Annotated in this window: 14 protein-coding genes; 6 read left to right on the top strand and 8 right to left on the bottom strand. The window is 64.1% G+C overall.

All coding sequences use genetic code 11. From position 1 onward, the window contains the following. Positions 1 to 15: 15 nt before the first annotated feature. Positions 16 to 471, bottom strand: coding sequence for a cupin domain-containing protein (locus B5V03_RS14425; protein WP_129270947.1), 456 nt, complete (start codon positions 469 to 471; stop codon positions 16 to 18). 238 nt (positions 472 to 709) lie between these two features. Here B5V03_RS14425 and B5V03_RS14420 point away from each other — a divergent pair, with 238 nt between their 5' ends. Beyond that, positions 710 to 1,294 (top strand): hypothetical protein, encoded by a 585-nt coding sequence (locus tag B5V03_RS14420; RefSeq protein WP_129270946.1) that lies wholly within the window; start codon positions 710 to 712, stop codon positions 1,292 to 1,294. A 37-nt stretch (positions 1,295 to 1,331) separates the two neighbouring features. On the opposite strand, the gene B5V03_RS14415 is transcribed toward B5V03_RS14420, so the two are convergent. Together B5V03_RS14415 and pcaB are read right to left on the bottom strand one after the other, a co-directional pair. After that, a complete protein-coding gene (locus B5V03_RS14415; RefSeq protein WP_129270945.1) occupies positions 1,332 to 2,588 on the bottom strand; it encodes an aminopeptidase in 1,257 nt (418 codons plus the stop codon). Between the two features lie 130 nt (positions 2,589 to 2,718). Continuing rightward, positions 2,719 to 4,080: a 3-carboxy-cis,cis-muconate cycloisomerase gene (gene pcaB, locus B5V03_RS14410; RefSeq protein WP_129270944.1), complete on the bottom strand. Its 1,362-nt coding sequence runs from the start codon at positions 4,078 to 4,080 to the stop codon at positions 2,719 to 2,721. Positions 4,081 to 4,574: 494 nt separating this feature from the next. Here pcaB and B5V03_RS14405 point away from each other — a divergent pair, with 494 nt between their 5' ends. Next, on the top strand, positions 4,575 to 6,125 hold the full coding sequence (locus B5V03_RS14405) for a winged helix-turn-helix domain-containing protein (protein ID WP_129270943.1): 1,551 nt from the start codon (positions 4,575 to 4,577) through the stop codon (positions 6,123 to 6,125). 158 nt (positions 6,126 to 6,283) lie between these two features. Here B5V03_RS14405 and B5V03_RS14400 read toward each other — a convergent pair whose 3' ends face one another. Continuing rightward, complete coding sequence (locus B5V03_RS14400) at positions 6,284 to 6,706, bottom strand: GFA family protein (RefSeq protein WP_129270942.1); 423 nt, start codon at positions 6,704 to 6,706, stop codon at positions 6,284 to 6,286. Positions 6,707 to 6,906: 200 nt separating this feature from the next. Further along, positions 6,907 to 7,695, bottom strand: coding sequence for a methanethiol S-methyltransferase (gene mddA, locus B5V03_RS14395; RefSeq protein ID WP_129270941.1), 789 nt, complete (start codon positions 7,693 to 7,695; stop codon positions 6,907 to 6,909). A gap of 134 nt (positions 7,696 to 7,829) precedes the next feature. Here mddA and B5V03_RS14390 point away from each other — a divergent pair, with 134 nt between their 5' ends. Further along, a complete protein-coding gene (locus B5V03_RS14390; RefSeq protein ID WP_129270940.1) occupies positions 7,830 to 9,380 on the top strand; it encodes a winged helix-turn-helix domain-containing tetratricopeptide repeat protein in 1,551 nt (516 codons plus the stop codon). A 53-nt stretch (positions 9,381 to 9,433) separates the two neighbouring features. On the opposite strand, the gene B5V03_RS14385 is transcribed toward B5V03_RS14390, so the two are convergent. The 3 genes from B5V03_RS14385 to B5V03_RS14375 form a co-directional block, all read right to left on the bottom strand. Then, positions 9,434 to 10,003: a DUF2147 domain-containing protein gene (locus tag B5V03_RS14385; RefSeq protein ID WP_129270939.1), complete on the bottom strand. Its 570-nt coding sequence runs from the start codon at positions 10,001 to 10,003 to the stop codon at positions 9,434 to 9,436. A gap of 32 nt (positions 10,004 to 10,035) precedes the next feature. Then, on the bottom strand, positions 10,036 to 10,698 hold the full coding sequence (locus B5V03_RS14380; RefSeq protein WP_129270938.1) for a DUF3313 domain-containing protein: 663 nt from the start codon (positions 10,696 to 10,698) through the stop codon (positions 10,036 to 10,038). Positions 10,699 to 10,967: 269 nt separating this feature from the next. Next, the gene (locus B5V03_RS14375) at positions 10,968 to 11,621 is read right to left on the bottom strand and encodes a TetR/AcrR family transcriptional regulator (protein ID WP_129270937.1); all 654 of its coding nucleotides are present in this window, start codon (positions 11,619 to 11,621) and stop codon (positions 10,968 to 10,970) included. A gap of 215 nt (positions 11,622 to 11,836) precedes the next feature. Here B5V03_RS14375 and B5V03_RS14370 point away from each other — a divergent pair, with 215 nt between their 5' ends. The 3 genes from B5V03_RS14370 to B5V03_RS14360 all read left to right on the top strand — a co-directional run bounded on the left by B5V03_RS14370 (position 11,837) and on the right by B5V03_RS14360 (position 15,395). Then, positions 11,837 to 13,387, top strand: coding sequence for an ABC transporter substrate-binding protein (locus B5V03_RS14370; RefSeq protein ID WP_129270936.1), 1,551 nt, complete (start codon positions 11,837 to 11,839; stop codon positions 13,385 to 13,387). A 200-nt stretch (positions 13,388 to 13,587) separates the two neighbouring features. Next, complete coding sequence (locus B5V03_RS14365) at positions 13,588 to 14,559, top strand: ABC transporter permease (RefSeq protein WP_129270935.1); 972 nt, start codon at positions 13,588 to 13,590, stop codon at positions 14,557 to 14,559. After that, positions 14,556 to 15,395: an ABC transporter permease gene (locus tag B5V03_RS14360; RefSeq protein ID WP_129270934.1), complete on the top strand. Its 840-nt coding sequence runs from the start codon at positions 14,556 to 14,558 to the stop codon at positions 15,393 to 15,395. The genes B5V03_RS14365 and B5V03_RS14360 overlap by 4 nt, the downstream gene beginning before the upstream one ends. Position 15,396: the final 1 nt, after the last annotated feature.

Genomic DNA, 15,396 nt, shown 5'->3' with positions numbered 1-15,396 from the left:
GAAACCTGGAAATGACTAGCCGGTGCCCAACAGCGAAGCCGGACGGCGCTCGCCGGCGGGGACGAACATCTTCTTGAGCTTGTTGACGACGCGGATCAGGAAACCGATCATCACGGGATTGGTCTTGCGGCAGAAGGCGATCTTCTTGACGTGGCCCTCGACATGCCATTTGGCATGCGCGCCGTCGCGGAAGAAGATGACGTCGCCGGGGCCGTAGCGCTTCGGCGGCATGCCGTCGCTTTCGAGCACGATCGATCCTTCCATGATCATGATCGTCTCGTCGATGTCGTAGTACCAGTTGAAGCGGCCTTCGGTGCACTGCCAGATGATGGTCGACGCGGTGCCGTCGGAGCTGGTGGACAGGATGTGCGAACGCGACACCGGGTTGCCCTCGATGATCCAGGACGGCTCGATCGGCCGCAGCTCGAGGTCCACGTTGCAACTACCGATTTCAATTAATGCGCGCGACATCTGCTTCCCCAGGGGATATAATATGATTGGCCGGGTCTCGGCCCGGATTGTCTCGAAACATGTTGGAACGCTAGTAGCCGGTTTTTAATTCTTTCTTACGCAGACCCCGAAAATCAGCCGCAAGTTGCAGATGCGAAGCGGTTAACGCCGAGATTTCCCTGCAAATTCGTGCACGTGAACCTGTTTTTTCCGGGGTGCGACAAAGTGCGCGAAAGTGACCGTCGAAGGAGCCCGACCGATGCCCCTCACCCCAGAGGTTCTGACAGCCCAAGGCGAGGTCGTCGCCTGGCTCGGCAGCCTCGATGTCACCTTCGCGCCGGACGAGGAGCCCTGGTTCACCATCGATGGCGTCGACAGCCCCCGGCAGATCGGCAGTGACGGCTCCGGCGGCGCCTTCGTGCTGCTGCCGTCGCGGAATGTGCTCTACGCCTCATCGGAGGGACGCGCCGGGATTATCGCGGAGAGTTTCGAGGCGTTCGTCCAGCTCGTCGTCGCCCACCCCTACTGGCTCGACATCCTCAAATTCTCCGCCGGCGGCGATCTCCAGGAGATGCGGCGCGCGGCGGATGCGCTGGAGTCGACACTCGACGACGAGGACGACATCAACGAGGCTCGCGAGGAAATCCGTGGCAGACTCGACCTTCCCGAGCCAGACGACCCGGTCGGTGCGCTCTACGACGCTGTGGCTGCTTCCGACGCTATCGTCCGGGCTACCGACGGCAGCCCGTTCACGACGTTGTTCAACCGCTTCAGCATCGACAACAACCCGGTGCTGCGCAACGCGGCGGCGCGGGAAGCAGGTTCAAGTTTGCGCATGATCTAACCCGAAAACCGGTTCCCACTTTTCGGGATCATGGGCGCTACTTCGCCCACTCGCCCTTGCGGAACACCGGCACCTTGCTGCCGTCGGCCATGATGCCATCGATGTCGGTCTCGGCCGAGCCGATCATCCAGTCGATATGGATCAGGCTCTGGTTGCCGCCTTGTGCCGCGATCTGCTGCGGGGTGAGTTGCGCGCCGTTGACGAAGCATTTCGAGTAGCACTGGCCGAGCGCAATGTGCGAGGCCGCATTCTCGTCGAACAGCGTGTTGTAGAACAGCAGCCCGCTCTGCGAGATCGGCGAGGAATGCGGCACCAGCGCCACTTCGCCGAGACGCCGCGCGCCCTCGTCGGTGTCGAGTACCTTGTTCAGCACCTCCGCACCGCGCGAGGCTTTTGCGTCGACGATCTTGCCGTCCTCGAAGCGCACCGCGATGTTGTCGATCAGCGTGCCCTGGTAGGACAGCGGCTTCGAGCTCACGACATGGCCGTAGACCCGCCGGCAATGCGGCGTGGTGAAGACTTCTTCGGTCGGGATGTTGGCGTTGCAGCTGATGCCATTCTTGGAGACCGAGGCGCCGCCTTCCCATTCGTGGCCGTCAGCAAGCCCGATGGTGAGGTCGGTGCCCGGTCCCGAGTACTGGAGCGCGCGGAATTGCTGGCCGTTGAGCCAGTTGGTGCGCTCGCGCAGCACGGCATTGTGGCTCGCCCAATTGGCCATCGCGTCGTCGCGGTCGACGCGGGACGCCGCGAAGATCGCGTCCGCGAGCTTGCCGATGGCAACGTCTTCCGGATCGTTCGGGAAGACCTGCTTCGCCCAGGACGGGCTGGGATACGCGATGATGTTCCAGTTGATGTCGAAATTGACGATCTTTTCCAGCGCCGGCTGATAGGCCATGGAATTGGCCTTGCTGGCGCGCGCCACCTTGGACGGATCTTCGCCCGACAGCAGCATGGGATTGTCACCGACGATGGCAAGCCGCGCGGTGTTGTCCGAGAACGCCTTCGCCATGCCCTCGTAGAGCCAGTTGGCGGCGCGATCGAAACTGCTGTCGTGGCCGTGGCGGTAGCGCGCCAGCGTCATCTCTTCGTCGGAGAGGATCGGCGTCACGATGCCGGCGCCGGCCTTGTAGGCATGCGCTGCGATTCGCCGCACCAGCGGCAGTGCGATCGCGGGCGCCGTCAGAAGAAGGTCCTGTCCCGGCCGCAAGCCCAGTCCCACCTTCACCGCCACCTCGGCCAACCGGTCGAGTTTGGTGGGATCGATGGGAGTGGCGGTGATGCGTTGATCGGTCATGCCGGGTCCTCTGCCGAAAGTCTCTCGTTCAATCTAAGTCTAGCATCGCAAGACACAAGTATGCGAGCGTCTTGGCCCCTACGAAAGACTGGAGCTTGCGAAAGATACGCGGTTTCACGCAGCTTGGTTTTCAACGCGTTGCCGATTTCAGCACCCGGTCGACCATGGCGGGAGCAAGGCCGAGGTAATTTTTCGGTGAGGTCAGCGCCTCGATTGTGGCGCGGTCAATGCGGCTGGATATCCTGGGATCGGCGGACAGCGCATCGGCAAGGCTGATTCCCTTGTCGTTGGCCTGGCGGCAGGCGTCATAGACCACGTCATGTGCCTCCTGCCGCCCGATTTGCGGCGCCAGCCCCATCATGACCGCTTCGGCCACGATCAGGCCGCGGCTGAGGGCGAGATTGTCGTTCATCTTCGCCTCGTCCACGATGAGCCCGGCAAGCGCGAACTTGGCCTGGTGCAGCGCGCCGGCAGCCAGCACGAAGCTTTCCGGGATCGCCATCCATTCGGCGTGCCAGGGCCCGGTGGCGCGCTCGAAATCCTGCACCATGGCATCCAGCATCAGCCCGGCGTGCTGACGCACCGCCTTGGACGCCGCGAGCATCAGTTCCGAGGAGATCGGGTTGCGCTTCTGCGGCATGGTCGAGGAGGCGCCGCGGCCCTTGACGAAGGGCTCGTAGACCTCAGCGAACTCGGTCGAGGCCATGATCATGATGTCGAGCGCGATCTTGCCGAGCGAGCCGGTGACGAGTGCGAGGAAGTTGACCGCTTCGGCGAAGCCGTCGCGCGCGACATGCCAGGTCGAGGCGGGAACGCCGAGCTTCAGCTCGGCACAAAGCGCCTCCTGCACCTCAAAACCCTTGTCGCCGAGCGAGGCCAGCGTGCCCGCCGCACCCGCGAACTGCCCGACCAGCACGCGCGGCTTCAATTGCGCGAGGCGCTCCGCGTGGCGGTCGAACATCGCGAGCCAGATCGCGGTCTTGTAGCCGAAGGTCACCGGCAGCGCCTGCTGGAGATGGGTGCGCCCCGCCATCGGCGTGTCGCGATGGCGTTTGGAAAGGTCTGCGAGGATTTTTCGTAAGTCGGCGATGTCGCGCTCGACGATCCCGAGCGCAGCGCGCAATTGCAGCACCACGGCAGTGTCCATGATATCCTGCGTGGTCGCACCCCAATGCACGTAGCGGCCGGCCTCGCCGCACTGCTTCACCATCTGATGCACCAAAGGGAGGATCGGATAGCCGACGATGTCGGTCTCCTGCCGCAGCAGATCGAAATCGAGCGCGGCGACGTCGGTCCGCGCCGCGATCTGGTCGGCGGCCTCCTTGGGGATCACGCCGCATCTCGCCTCCGCCTTCGCCAGTGCCACCTCGACCTCGGCATAGCGGCCGACCAGCGCGACGTCGGAAAACACCTCGCGCATCCCGGGTGTGCCGAAGGCGTCGCGGAACAGCATGGAATCGAGCACGGTGGTCGAGGCGTGGAAAGCGGGCATGGGCGTTTCTTCGTGGTTTGTGTTTTGTGTGGAGGGCAGCTTACGCAGGTGCGAGTGTTCGGCAATGGACATTCACGGTTCGTCGCATGTTGAAAAGCCGTACATGATCGCGCCGCCGCGGGTCAGACTGCCAACTCCGTCATCCTGAGGTGCGAAGCGCGCGATGCGAAGCAGCGCACGCGGAGCCTCGAAGGATGAACGGCCGGGATGCAGCCGGGCCGTCGCCCTTCGAGGCCTCCGCTGCGCTCCGGCACCTCAGGGTGACGGTCATGGATGACGCGATTTGCGACATCAGGCTCGGAAGAGCCCTGCGGCAATCTGACCAGACGCGCCACATTCTAATTCAGGTTGTATCTCCCCTCGCAAACAGCATGGCTGCCATCACGCGATCGTGGTGAACCGGGCTGGCCGCTCGACGGACACACAGACTTCGAGTCGAAATCCATTTTGATTTCTTGATTGCCTGATGTCTCCGTGAGGTCTGAGTTTTCGACGTGCAGTTCATGTTCCGGGACCACCTTCTCGATACCGACCGGCGCGAGCTGAGCCGCGAGCAGGTTCCCGTGGCCGTGGAGCCGCAGGTGTTCGATCTGGTCGTCCATCTCATGGAAAACCGCGACCGGGTGGTCAGCAAGGACGAGCTGATCGACAAGATCTGGCACGGTCGCAGCGTCTCCGAATCCACCCTGACCAGCCGGATCAACGCGGCGCGCAAGGCGATCGGCGACAACGGCGCGAACCAGGCCTTGATCCGCACCATCGCGCGAAAAGGCTTTCGCTTCGTCGGCGATGTCGAGACCAAGCTCGCCGCGATCGCGCCGGAGCCGAACCGCGGGACGCAGACGATGCTCGCGCTGCCCGACAGGCCCGCGATCGCCGTGCTGCCCTTCACCAATATGAGCGGCGACCGCGAGCAGGATTATTTCTCCGACGGCATCAGCGAGGACATCATCACCGCGCTGTCGAAGCTGCGCTGGTTCTTCGTCGTCGCCCGCAACTCCTCCTTCATCTACAAGGGCCGCGCGGTGCACATCCACGAGGTCGCGCGCGAGCTCGGCGTGCGCTATGTCCTCGAAGGCAGCGTGCGGCGCAGCGGCGACCGCGTGCGCATTTCGGCCCAGCTCAACGACGTCTCGACCGGCAGCCATCTCTGGGCCGAGCGGTACGACCGCGAGCTGGCCGACATCTTTGCCGTGCAGGACGAGATCACCGAGGCGATCGTCGCCGCGATCGAGCCGCAGCTCTACGCCGCCGAGAGCTTTCGCGCCCAGCAGAAGCCGCCCGGCAGCCTTGACGCCTGGGACCTCGTGATGCGCGCGCTGTCGCATTACTGGCGCATCACGCGTGAGGACAATGCAGCCGCTCAAAGGCTATTGGAACAGGCGACGACGATCGACCCCGCCTATGGCAAGGCGCTCGGCCTGCTCGCGACCAGCCATATTTTCGGCGCCCATATGGGCTGGGCCGACATGGCTGCGACCGTGCCGGTCGCCGAACGCGCGGCACTTGCGGCGGTGGAGGCTGATCGCGAGGACGCCTGGGCCCATCACGGCCTCGCCTATACTTATTTATTCCGCCGCCGCTTCGACGATTCGCTGGCGGAGTTCGAGCTGACCTTGAGGCTCAATCCGAATTTTGCGATGGCGCACGCCTTCCACGGCGTGACGCTGTGCTACGCAGGCAGATGGCAGGACGGCGATGCCGCCGCCCGCCATGCGTTGCGGCTGAGCCCGCGCGATCCGCTCGCGGCGATCTATTGCGGGGTGGCGGCGTACGCGCAATTCATCGGCCGCAATTACGAGGCCTCGATCCAGCTGGCGCGGGAATCGATGCGGCAACGCGCCGATTTCGTCGGCGCCCACCGCGTGCTGACCGCTGCCGCCGGCATGTCGGGAGATGCTCAGCTCGCGGCATCCGCCCTGCATGGCCTGCACCGCACCCAGCCCGGCCTCTCGCTCGCCTGGCTCACGCGCGAGCTGCCGATGCTGCGGGCCGAGGATCGCGAGCATTATCTGGAGGGATTTCGGCGCGCGGGGATGAGGTAGGGACTTCTCCCTCGCCCCGCTTGCGGGGAGAGGGTCGGGGTGAGGGGGAGTCTCCGCGAGGACGGCGACAGTGAGACTCGTGGTGAGTCCCCCTCACCCGGATTGCATCTTCGATGCAATCCGGCCTCTCCCCGCAAGCGGGGAGAGGCGAAGAAGAATCACTCCTGCATCATCTCGCCGCTGCCGCCGAACTCGGCGGGAAAGTCCTTCAGCTTGGGAAGGCCGTCGCGCATCGGCAGCACCGTCTCGGAATAGTTGACGTGGACGCCGGGCGTGAAGGCGAGCGTGGGAATCGTGGCAGTGAAGACGTCGATCAGATCGAGCGGCGGGTGGCTGGTCATGAGATGGCCGCCGCACTTCTTGCAATATTTGCGCTGGCTGAGCGGCGTCTTCACAAAAGTCTCGACGTTCTGGGCGCCTTCGATGATGCGCACCGCTTCGGGCTTCCATAAGCTGAAGGCGTTCACCGGTCCGCCAGACCACGAGCGGCACGAGCGGCAGTGGCAATAGCCCATCGCCGCCGGCTCGCCGGTGACCTCGATCGTGACCGCGCCACAGAAGCAATTTCCGACGTGTTTCATTTAGTCGTCTCCGTTGATGAAGGTTAAATTGCTCTCCCCGCTCCTGTGTTCGCCGATAACTCGGCAAACGCGGATGCGGGGTCGCGACGAGCTTCGCTCGCGCCGATAGCGTCGATGGCTGGAGTCCGGCAAGATCAACTACGCGTCCCGGTTCCGCCGCGCGTCCTCCTTTCGGCGGACGCGGCGGCTAGACGCACGAACTAAACTGACCGGCGCCAGGGAATAAGCATCGAAACCCGTTGTTTGTACTGCCGGTATTCGTCGCCGAAGAGATCGACGAGGTCGCGCTCCTCCAGCGCGATGCCGACGAAGATGTAGAGCGTGGTTACGGCCGCGAACAACAGATGTCCTGCCGTCATGACCGGCGCCGCCCAGAACGCGATGATGAAGCCGAGATAGATGGGATGACGAACGAACTTGTAAAGCAGCGGCGTCTTGAAGCGCACCGGCGCAGCTTCCTTGCCGACCAGATTGTTGGTCACCTGATGCAGGCCGAACAATTCGAAGTGATTGATCATGTAGGTCGAGGTGAACACCAGCACCCAGCCTGCGAGCGACAGCGTGACCAGTGTCACGGCGAGATCCGGATTTCCGACATCCCATACGACTGACGGCAGCGGACGCCACTGCCAGAACAGGAGCAACAATGACAGACTCGCGAACAACACGTAGGTCGAACGCTCGACCGGCTTGGGGACGAATTGCGTCCACCACGCCTTGAAGCGCTGCCGCGCCATCACGCTGTGCTGGACGGCGAACAGCGCCATCAGGAGCAGATTGATGATGACGGCTTCGGCCGTCGGCGTGTCGGTTCCAGTGTCGATGGTCTTCGGCACCACCAGCCCCATGACGAAGCCGATGGCGTAGAGAATGGTGACGAAAAACACGAGATATGCCGCAATTCCGTACAGAAAGGCGATGAACTTGAAAACCTTGGAGCCCGAAACGTCGGGGCCCATGGAATCAACCTGATGATCAATTTGGGTCATAAACAGCTCCGTTGTGCCAAAACGCCGGCACTTCATTCGTCGCTGCACCATGCCGCATCGGACGTCCCCTGACTTTCGCGGACGGTTGATTTTCGCCTGAGACGACTTTGATTTTTGCTTGAGACGACAGAAACGTGCGATTTCTCTTTGAAAACAACGTGCTCGACGGCGACCTGCGGGAGCTGACCTGCGGCGGCGCAGCCGTGCCGCTCCAGCCGCAGGTGTTCGACCTGTTGATCTACCTCGTCGCGCAGCGCGCCCGTGTGGTCAGCAAGGATGACCTGATCAGCCAGATCTGGAGCGACCGCATCGTCTCGGATTCCGCGCTGAACAGCCGGATCAACGCCGCACGAAAAGCACTCGGCGATGACGGCGCGACGCAGCGGCTGATCAAGACCATCCCGCGCAAGGGCTTTCGTTTCGTCGGCGACGTCCGGGAAGATGTGGCAACGCCACTTCCGCCGGCGGAACCCGGCCCTGCCTTGGCGCGCGCGGTGACGGACCGCCCGGCGATCGCCGTGCTCGCCTTCGAGAACATGAGCGGCGATCCTGCGCAGGAATATTTCGGCGACGGGATCAGCGAGGACATCCTCACAGCGCTGTCGAAGCAGCGCTGGTTCATGGTGATCGCCCGCAACTCGTCCTTCACCTACAAGGGACGCGCGGTCCACATCAGGCAGATCGCCGAGGAACTCGGCGTCCGCTACATCGTCGAAGGCAGCGTGCGCAAGGCGGACAATCGCGTGCGCATCACCGCGCAGCTCAACGACGCGACCACCGGCAGCCATCTCTGGGCCGAGCGCTACGACCGCGAACTGATCGACGTCTTCGCCGTGCAGGACGACATCACCAACGCGATCGTCGCTGCGATCGAGCCGCAGATCCATGCCGCGGAGAATTTTCGCGCCGACCGCAAGCCGCCGGCGAGCCTGGATGCCTGGGACCTCTTGATGCGCGCGCTGTCGCATTACTGGCGGGTGACGCGGCAGGATCACGAGGCCGCGCAGGCCTTGCTCGAACGCGCCATCGCCATCGATTCGAATTACGGCCAGGCACTGTCGGTGCTCGCGGCGAGCCACATGTTCGGCGTGCATCTCGGCTGGGCGGAGCTTGCCACGACGGCGCCGATCGCGGAGGCCGCAGCGCTCGCCGCGGTGCGCCACGACCACGAGGATGCCTGGGCGCACGCAGCCCTCGGCAGCGTCTTCTTCTCGACGCGCAGGCTGTCCGACGCGCTGTCCGAGTTCGAGCAGGCGCTCGCGCTCAATCCGAACTTCTCGCTGGCGCAGGGCTATTACGCGCTCGCGCTGTCCTACGCCGGACGCTCACGGGAATCGTTCGATGCGGCACAGAGGGCGATCCGGCTCTCGCCGCGCGATCCGTCGCTGGCGATCTATTATGGCATCGCCGGCTATGCGCGCTTCACCGAGCGGCACTATGACGAGGCGATCACGCTGGCGCGCGAGGCGATCCGCCACCGCGGCGACCTCACCGGCGCCTATCGCGTGCTCGCGGTGTCCGCCGGCATGACCGGCGACGGCCCGCTTTCCGAGATGGCGCTGGGCGAGCTCCGCCGCACCCAGCCCAACATCTCGCTGCATTGGATCGCGACGCAACTGCCATGGGCCAGTGACGCCGATCGCGAGCACTATCTGGAGGGATTCCGCCGGGCCGGGTTGGAGTGAGGCGTTCCTTCTGCCACCAGCGCGCAACGGCTTCCACGTCGTGAGAATACCCGCTACTTCGCTTTGGCCTGGATCGGCTTCGGCGCCGGCACGGCCGCCCATTCCTTGTCGGCGCGGGGGCCGTTGAGATCGCCGGTGAGGCCGACGAGCTGGCCGGGCTGCACGTCAAGGGTCTGCTGCCAGGTCTGGGTCTGGCACAGGAATTTGATCAGGCAGCCCTTGAGCTTGAGGCGGTCGGCGGAGTCGCGCCAGATCGAGACCGAGTAGAACTTGCCATCCTCGGCATTGTAGATGTCGCCGGCAAACCGTCCCTCGGGCGTTGCCTGCAAGCCCATGATCAGCTGGTGGCCGAGCAACGTGCGAGCACGCTTGTCGGCGTCAGGGTTTTCCTTGTCGCGATAGGGCTGGCCGCGCTTGTCGGTCGGCTCCTTCATCCAGACGATGAAACCGCAGATGCGGCCGCGCGACGGACCGCAACGCTCGAGCCGGATGCGCGCGCGGCCGTCCTCGACCAGCCATGTGCCGCTCGGATCGGTCGGCGCGATAGCACCGGCGCGGCCGCCCAAAACCATCATCACGACGGTGATCGCGACGCGCAGCACGAAGCGAAGCAGAGTGTTCATCAGCGGCACCTTTGGTTGGATGGGTTGCGGCGTCAGTTCAATTGCGCCATCAGCGCGTCGGCGCCCTTGTCGAGGCCGGCCGTGGAGGCCGCGAGCGCGCCGGCGGTCGCCTTGATGTCGTAGGCGCCAGGGTATTGCTTGGTGACGTAGGCCGCGAGGAGGCGTGCAGTCGTGGCGTCGAAGATCTCGACGCCGTAGACGACCGAGCCGGTCAACGTCCCCTCGCCGTCGCGCGCGGCCTGCACGCCGTTGTAAACCGCGCCGGCCATGTCGAAGCGCGAGAGCGTACCGAGCACCGGCGTATTGGTGACGGCGCCGGTGAGCGTCAGTCGGATCCGCAGCGTGTTCGGCCCGCGCTCGCGCACCAGCGCGAAGCGGCCACGCAGCCGGTCGGCGAAGCAGTTCTGCATGTAGGCGGCGAGCGTCGCCTTGTCCTTGTCGGACAAGTCGGCGAACTGGTGATCCCTCCCGCGATAGACCACGACGGGATCGAGGATCACTTTGTTATACGCGCGCCAGTCGACTTGCGTGGAGTAACGGTAGGGCACGCGGCCGGAGGCGTCCGACTTGTCCGGGGCCATGTAGGCCGAGGAGGCCATCTCCGAATAGAGCACGGGCGCGACCGAGGCACAGCCGGCGATGGCCGCACATAGCACCAGCGTTCCCAGACCGCGCAGCGCGATCGAGCGATCCATTCCAGACTCCTCTTGTGGCTTTCGGGAGAGGCCAGCCTTTAAAGATGCGGTGGGACCGCAGCCGCGTGCAGGGACCAGACGCGGCTGCGGCGCGCACCATCGCCGGCCCGGGGCGTCGTCCGGGGCCATATCAGAAGCCTCGGGCCGTCTCAGTGCCTCCATTTATAAAACCGACTAGTTGGTTTGTAAATAGCCAGATTGAGGCCCTGACACATTTGGCCGCAGGCGCGGCTTTGGGCAGTGACAGGCAGGAATTCGTTAACGATGAATCAGGCGCGCTTGCGCGGGGTGGCGGCCTTTGCCGCCGGTGCGGCGCCGGATTTGGCGGTGCGGGCCTTGGTCGTGAGTGACTTGGCCGGCTTTTCGAGCGGCCGCCACTGATCGTCATCGAGCAGGCGCGCGAACAGCCGCTGGTGCTCGTCCTTGCTCAGCGGCGACATGCCGAACAGCGAGCTCAACAACAGTCCCCGCGCCGCTGCCCAGCGCAATAGCGCGAGTTCGGGATCGTCGGCTTCCGCCTTGATCGCCTCCACCCGCTTCATCTCGCGCTCGCGCGGCAGCACCATCAGGCCGGGATTCTCGACCATGGCCGCAACAAGCGCCAGCGCGGCGGAATTCGGCGACGTCGCCGCTTCCTGGACGGTGGCAAGCTGCGTCGCCAGGTTGGGATGGGCCGAGGTCTCACTGACCTTCGCCATATAGCGGGTCGAGAATTCCTCGAAATGATCCATCTGCCGCTCCAGCAGCGCCTTCAGCACCGCTTCTTTGGTGCGGAACTGGTGCATCACGCCACCCTTGCTCAGCCCGCTCTCGCGCGCGATCGCATCGAGTGTCAGACGGCCGGGCCCGTCGCGCGCGATGATCGCAATGGCTGCTTCCAGCGCAGCGTTGCGGGACCGTTCGGAGCGGCTGGCATTGTCCATGGCGGACTTGTCTCCGTGACAGGTCAATGAATCAAGTGAAAACAGGACGCGCTGTACATTTTTTGTGCGAACACTGTCGAGACTTTCATCTTGCGGCGCCGAATGGGACTGTGTGAGCCTCGATATCGGATGGGGACTGGGATGGGCCGGCCGTAGCTTTGCGCGCCATGACGTGCGAAGCGTTTTCGGCTGGTCTCGCTTGAGAAAGATACGACATGCCAAAACGAGTGTTGCTTGGTCTCCTCCTGGCTTGCGGCCTCACGGCCTCGGCACTGGCGCAAGAGCCGAAAATGGGGGGCGTGATCAACGCCGTGATCCAGCCCGAGCCGCCCGGCCTGATGCTCGCGCAGATCCAGAATGGTCCGACCCAGATGGTGTCGGGCAACATCTTCGAGGGCCTGCTGCGCTACAGCCCCAAGCTCGAGCCGCTTCCGGAGCTCGCCGAGAGCTGGAGCGCCAGCGAGGACGCCAAGACCTACACTTTCAAGCTCCGGAAGGGCGTCACCTGGCATGACGGCAAGCCCTTCACCTCCGCGGACGTGCTGTTCTCGATCGAGATGCTGAAGCAGACCCACGCGCGTGCACGTAACAACCTCGCGCAGGTCGACAAGGTCGAGGCGCCCGACGACTACACCGTGGTGTTCACGCTGAAGCAGCCGTTCGGTCCGTTCCTCGGCATCTTCGAGGTCGGCTCGATGCCGATGGTGCCGAAGCATCTCTATGAAGGCACCGACTGGAAGACCAACGCTTACAACAACGCGCCTATCGGCACCGGCCCCTTCATGTTCAAGGAGTGGCAGAAGGGCTCATTCATCCGGCTGGTCAAGAACCCGAACTACTACGAGAAGGGCAAGCCCTATATCGACGAGATCTACTGGCAGATCATCCCCGACGCCGCCGCCCGCTCGGTGGCGTATGAGACCGGCAAGGTCGACGTGCTGCCCGGCGGCTCGGTCGAGAATTTTGACGTGCCGCGCCTGTCCAAGCTGAAGGACACCTGTGTCACCGGCGCCGGCTGGGAGTTCTTCTCGCCGCTGGCCTGGCTGTGGCTGAACAACCGCCAGGGCCCGCTCGCCGACAAGCGGGTTCGGCAGGCCATCATGTATGCGATCGACCGCGACTTCGCCAAGGACGTGATCTGGAACGGGCTCGGCAAGGTCGCGACCGGCCCGTCCGCCTCGACCATCAAGTACTACACGTCAGACGTGCCGAAATATCCGTACGATCCGGCCAAGGCCAAGGCGCTGCTGAAGGAAGCCGGCTACAAGGGCGAGAAGATCCGCCTGCTGCCTCTAGCCTATGGCGAGACCTGGCAGCGCTGGGGTGAGGCCGTGAAGCAGAACCTCCAGGACGTCGGCATGAACATCGAGACCATCGCCACCGACGTTGCCGGCGGCAACCAGAAGATCGGCGACTGGGACTACGACATCGCCTTCACCTATCTCTATCAGTACGGCGACCCGGCCCTGGGTGTGGGGCGCAACTACGTCTCCAGCGCGATCGCCAAGGGTCAGGTGTTCAACAACGTCGAGGGCTACTCGAACCCGGAGATCGACAAGCTCTTTGCCGACGGCGCGGTCGCCACGCCGGATTCGAAGCGCAAGGAAATCTACGAGAAGGCGCAAAAAATCCTGGTCGAGGACGTGCCGGTGGCCTGGATGCTCGAGCTGCAATTCCCGACCATCATGCGCTGCAAGGTCAAGAACCTGATCACCACGGGGATCGGGGTCAATGACGGCTTCAAGGACGCATGGCTCGACAAGTGAGTTTCTTACCTCTCCCCGCTTGCGGGGAGAGGTCGAATGTGCGCGCAGCGCATATTCGGGTGAGGGGGTACCGGTCCATCGGCATTCTCGTGCGTGGAGAGAGGCCCCTCACCCCAACCCTCTCCCCGCAAGAGCGGGGCGAGGGAGTGCACCGCCCCAATGGCCAAAGGTCGCGTCAACCTATATGAACCTCTAATAAGATGCTCTCCTTCGTTGCCCAGCGTGTCGTGAAGGGCGTGATCGTCCTGCTCGCGATCGTCGTCCTCAATTTCTTCCTGATCCGGCTTGCGCCCGGCGATCCCGCGGTCGTGATGGCGGGCGAAGCCGGGGCCAGTGACCAGGTCTTCGTCAAGCAGCTCCGGGAAAAGTTCGGCCTCGACAAGCCGCTGCCCGAGCAGCTCTTCATCTACGTCAAGGGCGTCGTCGCCCTCGACCTCGGCTTCTCCTTCCGCCAGCAGGCGCCGGTCGCAAAGCTGATCGGCGAGCGACTACCGGCGACATTGCTGCTGACGCTGACGGCGTTCGCGATCTCGCTGATGCTCGGCGTTCTCTTCGGCACCTTCGCCGCGCGCTTTGCCGGAACCTTCCTCGACACCGCCATCACCGTGTTCGCGCTGATCTTCTACGCCATGCCGATCTTCTGGGTGGCACTGATGGGCATCCTGCTGTTCTCGGTCACCATGGATTGGCTGCCGAGCTTCGGCTACGAGACGGTCGGCGCCAATCTCACCGGATTTGCCCACGCGGTCGACGTCGCAAAGCACCTGATCATGCCGGCAATGACGCTCGGCCTGTTCTTCATGGCGACCTACACCCGCATGACGCGCGCCTCGATGCTGGAGGTGAAGCGGCTCGACTTCGTCAAGACCGCGCGCGCCAAGGGTCTCTCCGACGCCGTGATCCAGCGCCGCCACGTGTTGCGCAACGCGCTGCTTCCCGTGGTGACGCTCGCCGGCGTGCATGCCGGCACGCTGATCGGCGGCGCCGTCATCACCGAGACCGTGTTCGCCTGGCCCGGCATCGGGCGCCTGATGTACGACGCGCTTCTGCAGCGCGACTACAATCTGCTGCTCGGCGTCTTCGTGACCTGCTCGATCATGGTCCTGATCTTCAACCTCATCACCGACCTCGTTTACCGCCTGGTCGATCCGCGCATCGAATTCGCGTCATGAAACAGTTCTGGAAATCGATGTTGCGCAGCCCGAGCGGCGTCATCGGGCTCATCATCCTGGTCCTCGCGATCTCGGTTGCGGTGTTCGGCCCGATGCTGTTCCCGAACTCACCCTGGCGCATGGTGCAGCGGCCGTTCCTGCCGCCGTTCACGCTCTCGACCGTGCCGCTCGGCACCGACGCGCTCGGCCGCGACGTGTTCGCCGGCATGATCTTTGGTGCCCGCGTCTCGCTGCTGGTCGGCCTCGTCTCGACGCTGGTCGCGCTGGTCGTCGGCGTTCCCATCGGCGCCATGGCCGGCTATTTCGGCGGCAAGACTGACGATGCCCTGATGCGCTTCACGGAATTTTTCCAGACCATCCCGAGCTTCGCGCTCGCGATCGTGCTGGTCGCGATCCTGCAGCCCTCGATCTATTCGATCGTGGCCTCGATCGCGGTGGTGAGCTGGCCGCCGGTCGCCCGCCTCGTCCGCGGCGAAGTGCTGTCCCTGCGCACGCGCGAATATGTCCAGGCCGCCGTGGTCACGGGCCAGAGCAACACCTGGATCATCCTGCGCGAGATCCTGCCCAATGCACTGTCGCCGGTGATCGTGCTGGCTTCGCTGATGGTGGCGACCGCGATTCTGCTGGAATCCTCGCTGGCGTTCCTCGGCCTCGGCGATCCCAATCTGATCTCCTGGGGCTACATGGTCGGCGCCGGCCGCACGGTGATCCGCCAGGCCTGGTGGATCACCGTGTTTCCCGGCGTCGCGATCCTGATCTCGGTGCTCGGGCTGAACCTGATCGGCGAAGGCCTCAACGACGCGCTCAATCCGCGCCTGTCCCGGGAGGGGCGCTGAT

Source organism: Bradyrhizobium betae, from assembly GCF_004123905.1.
In the GTDB taxonomy this organism is placed as follows: Bacteria; Pseudomonadota; Alphaproteobacteria; order Rhizobiales; family Xanthobacteraceae; genus Bradyrhizobium; species Bradyrhizobium betae_A.
The sequence above is the reverse complement of the archived record's forward strand: the minus strand, read 5'-3'. Positions and strand labels throughout refer to the sequence as shown.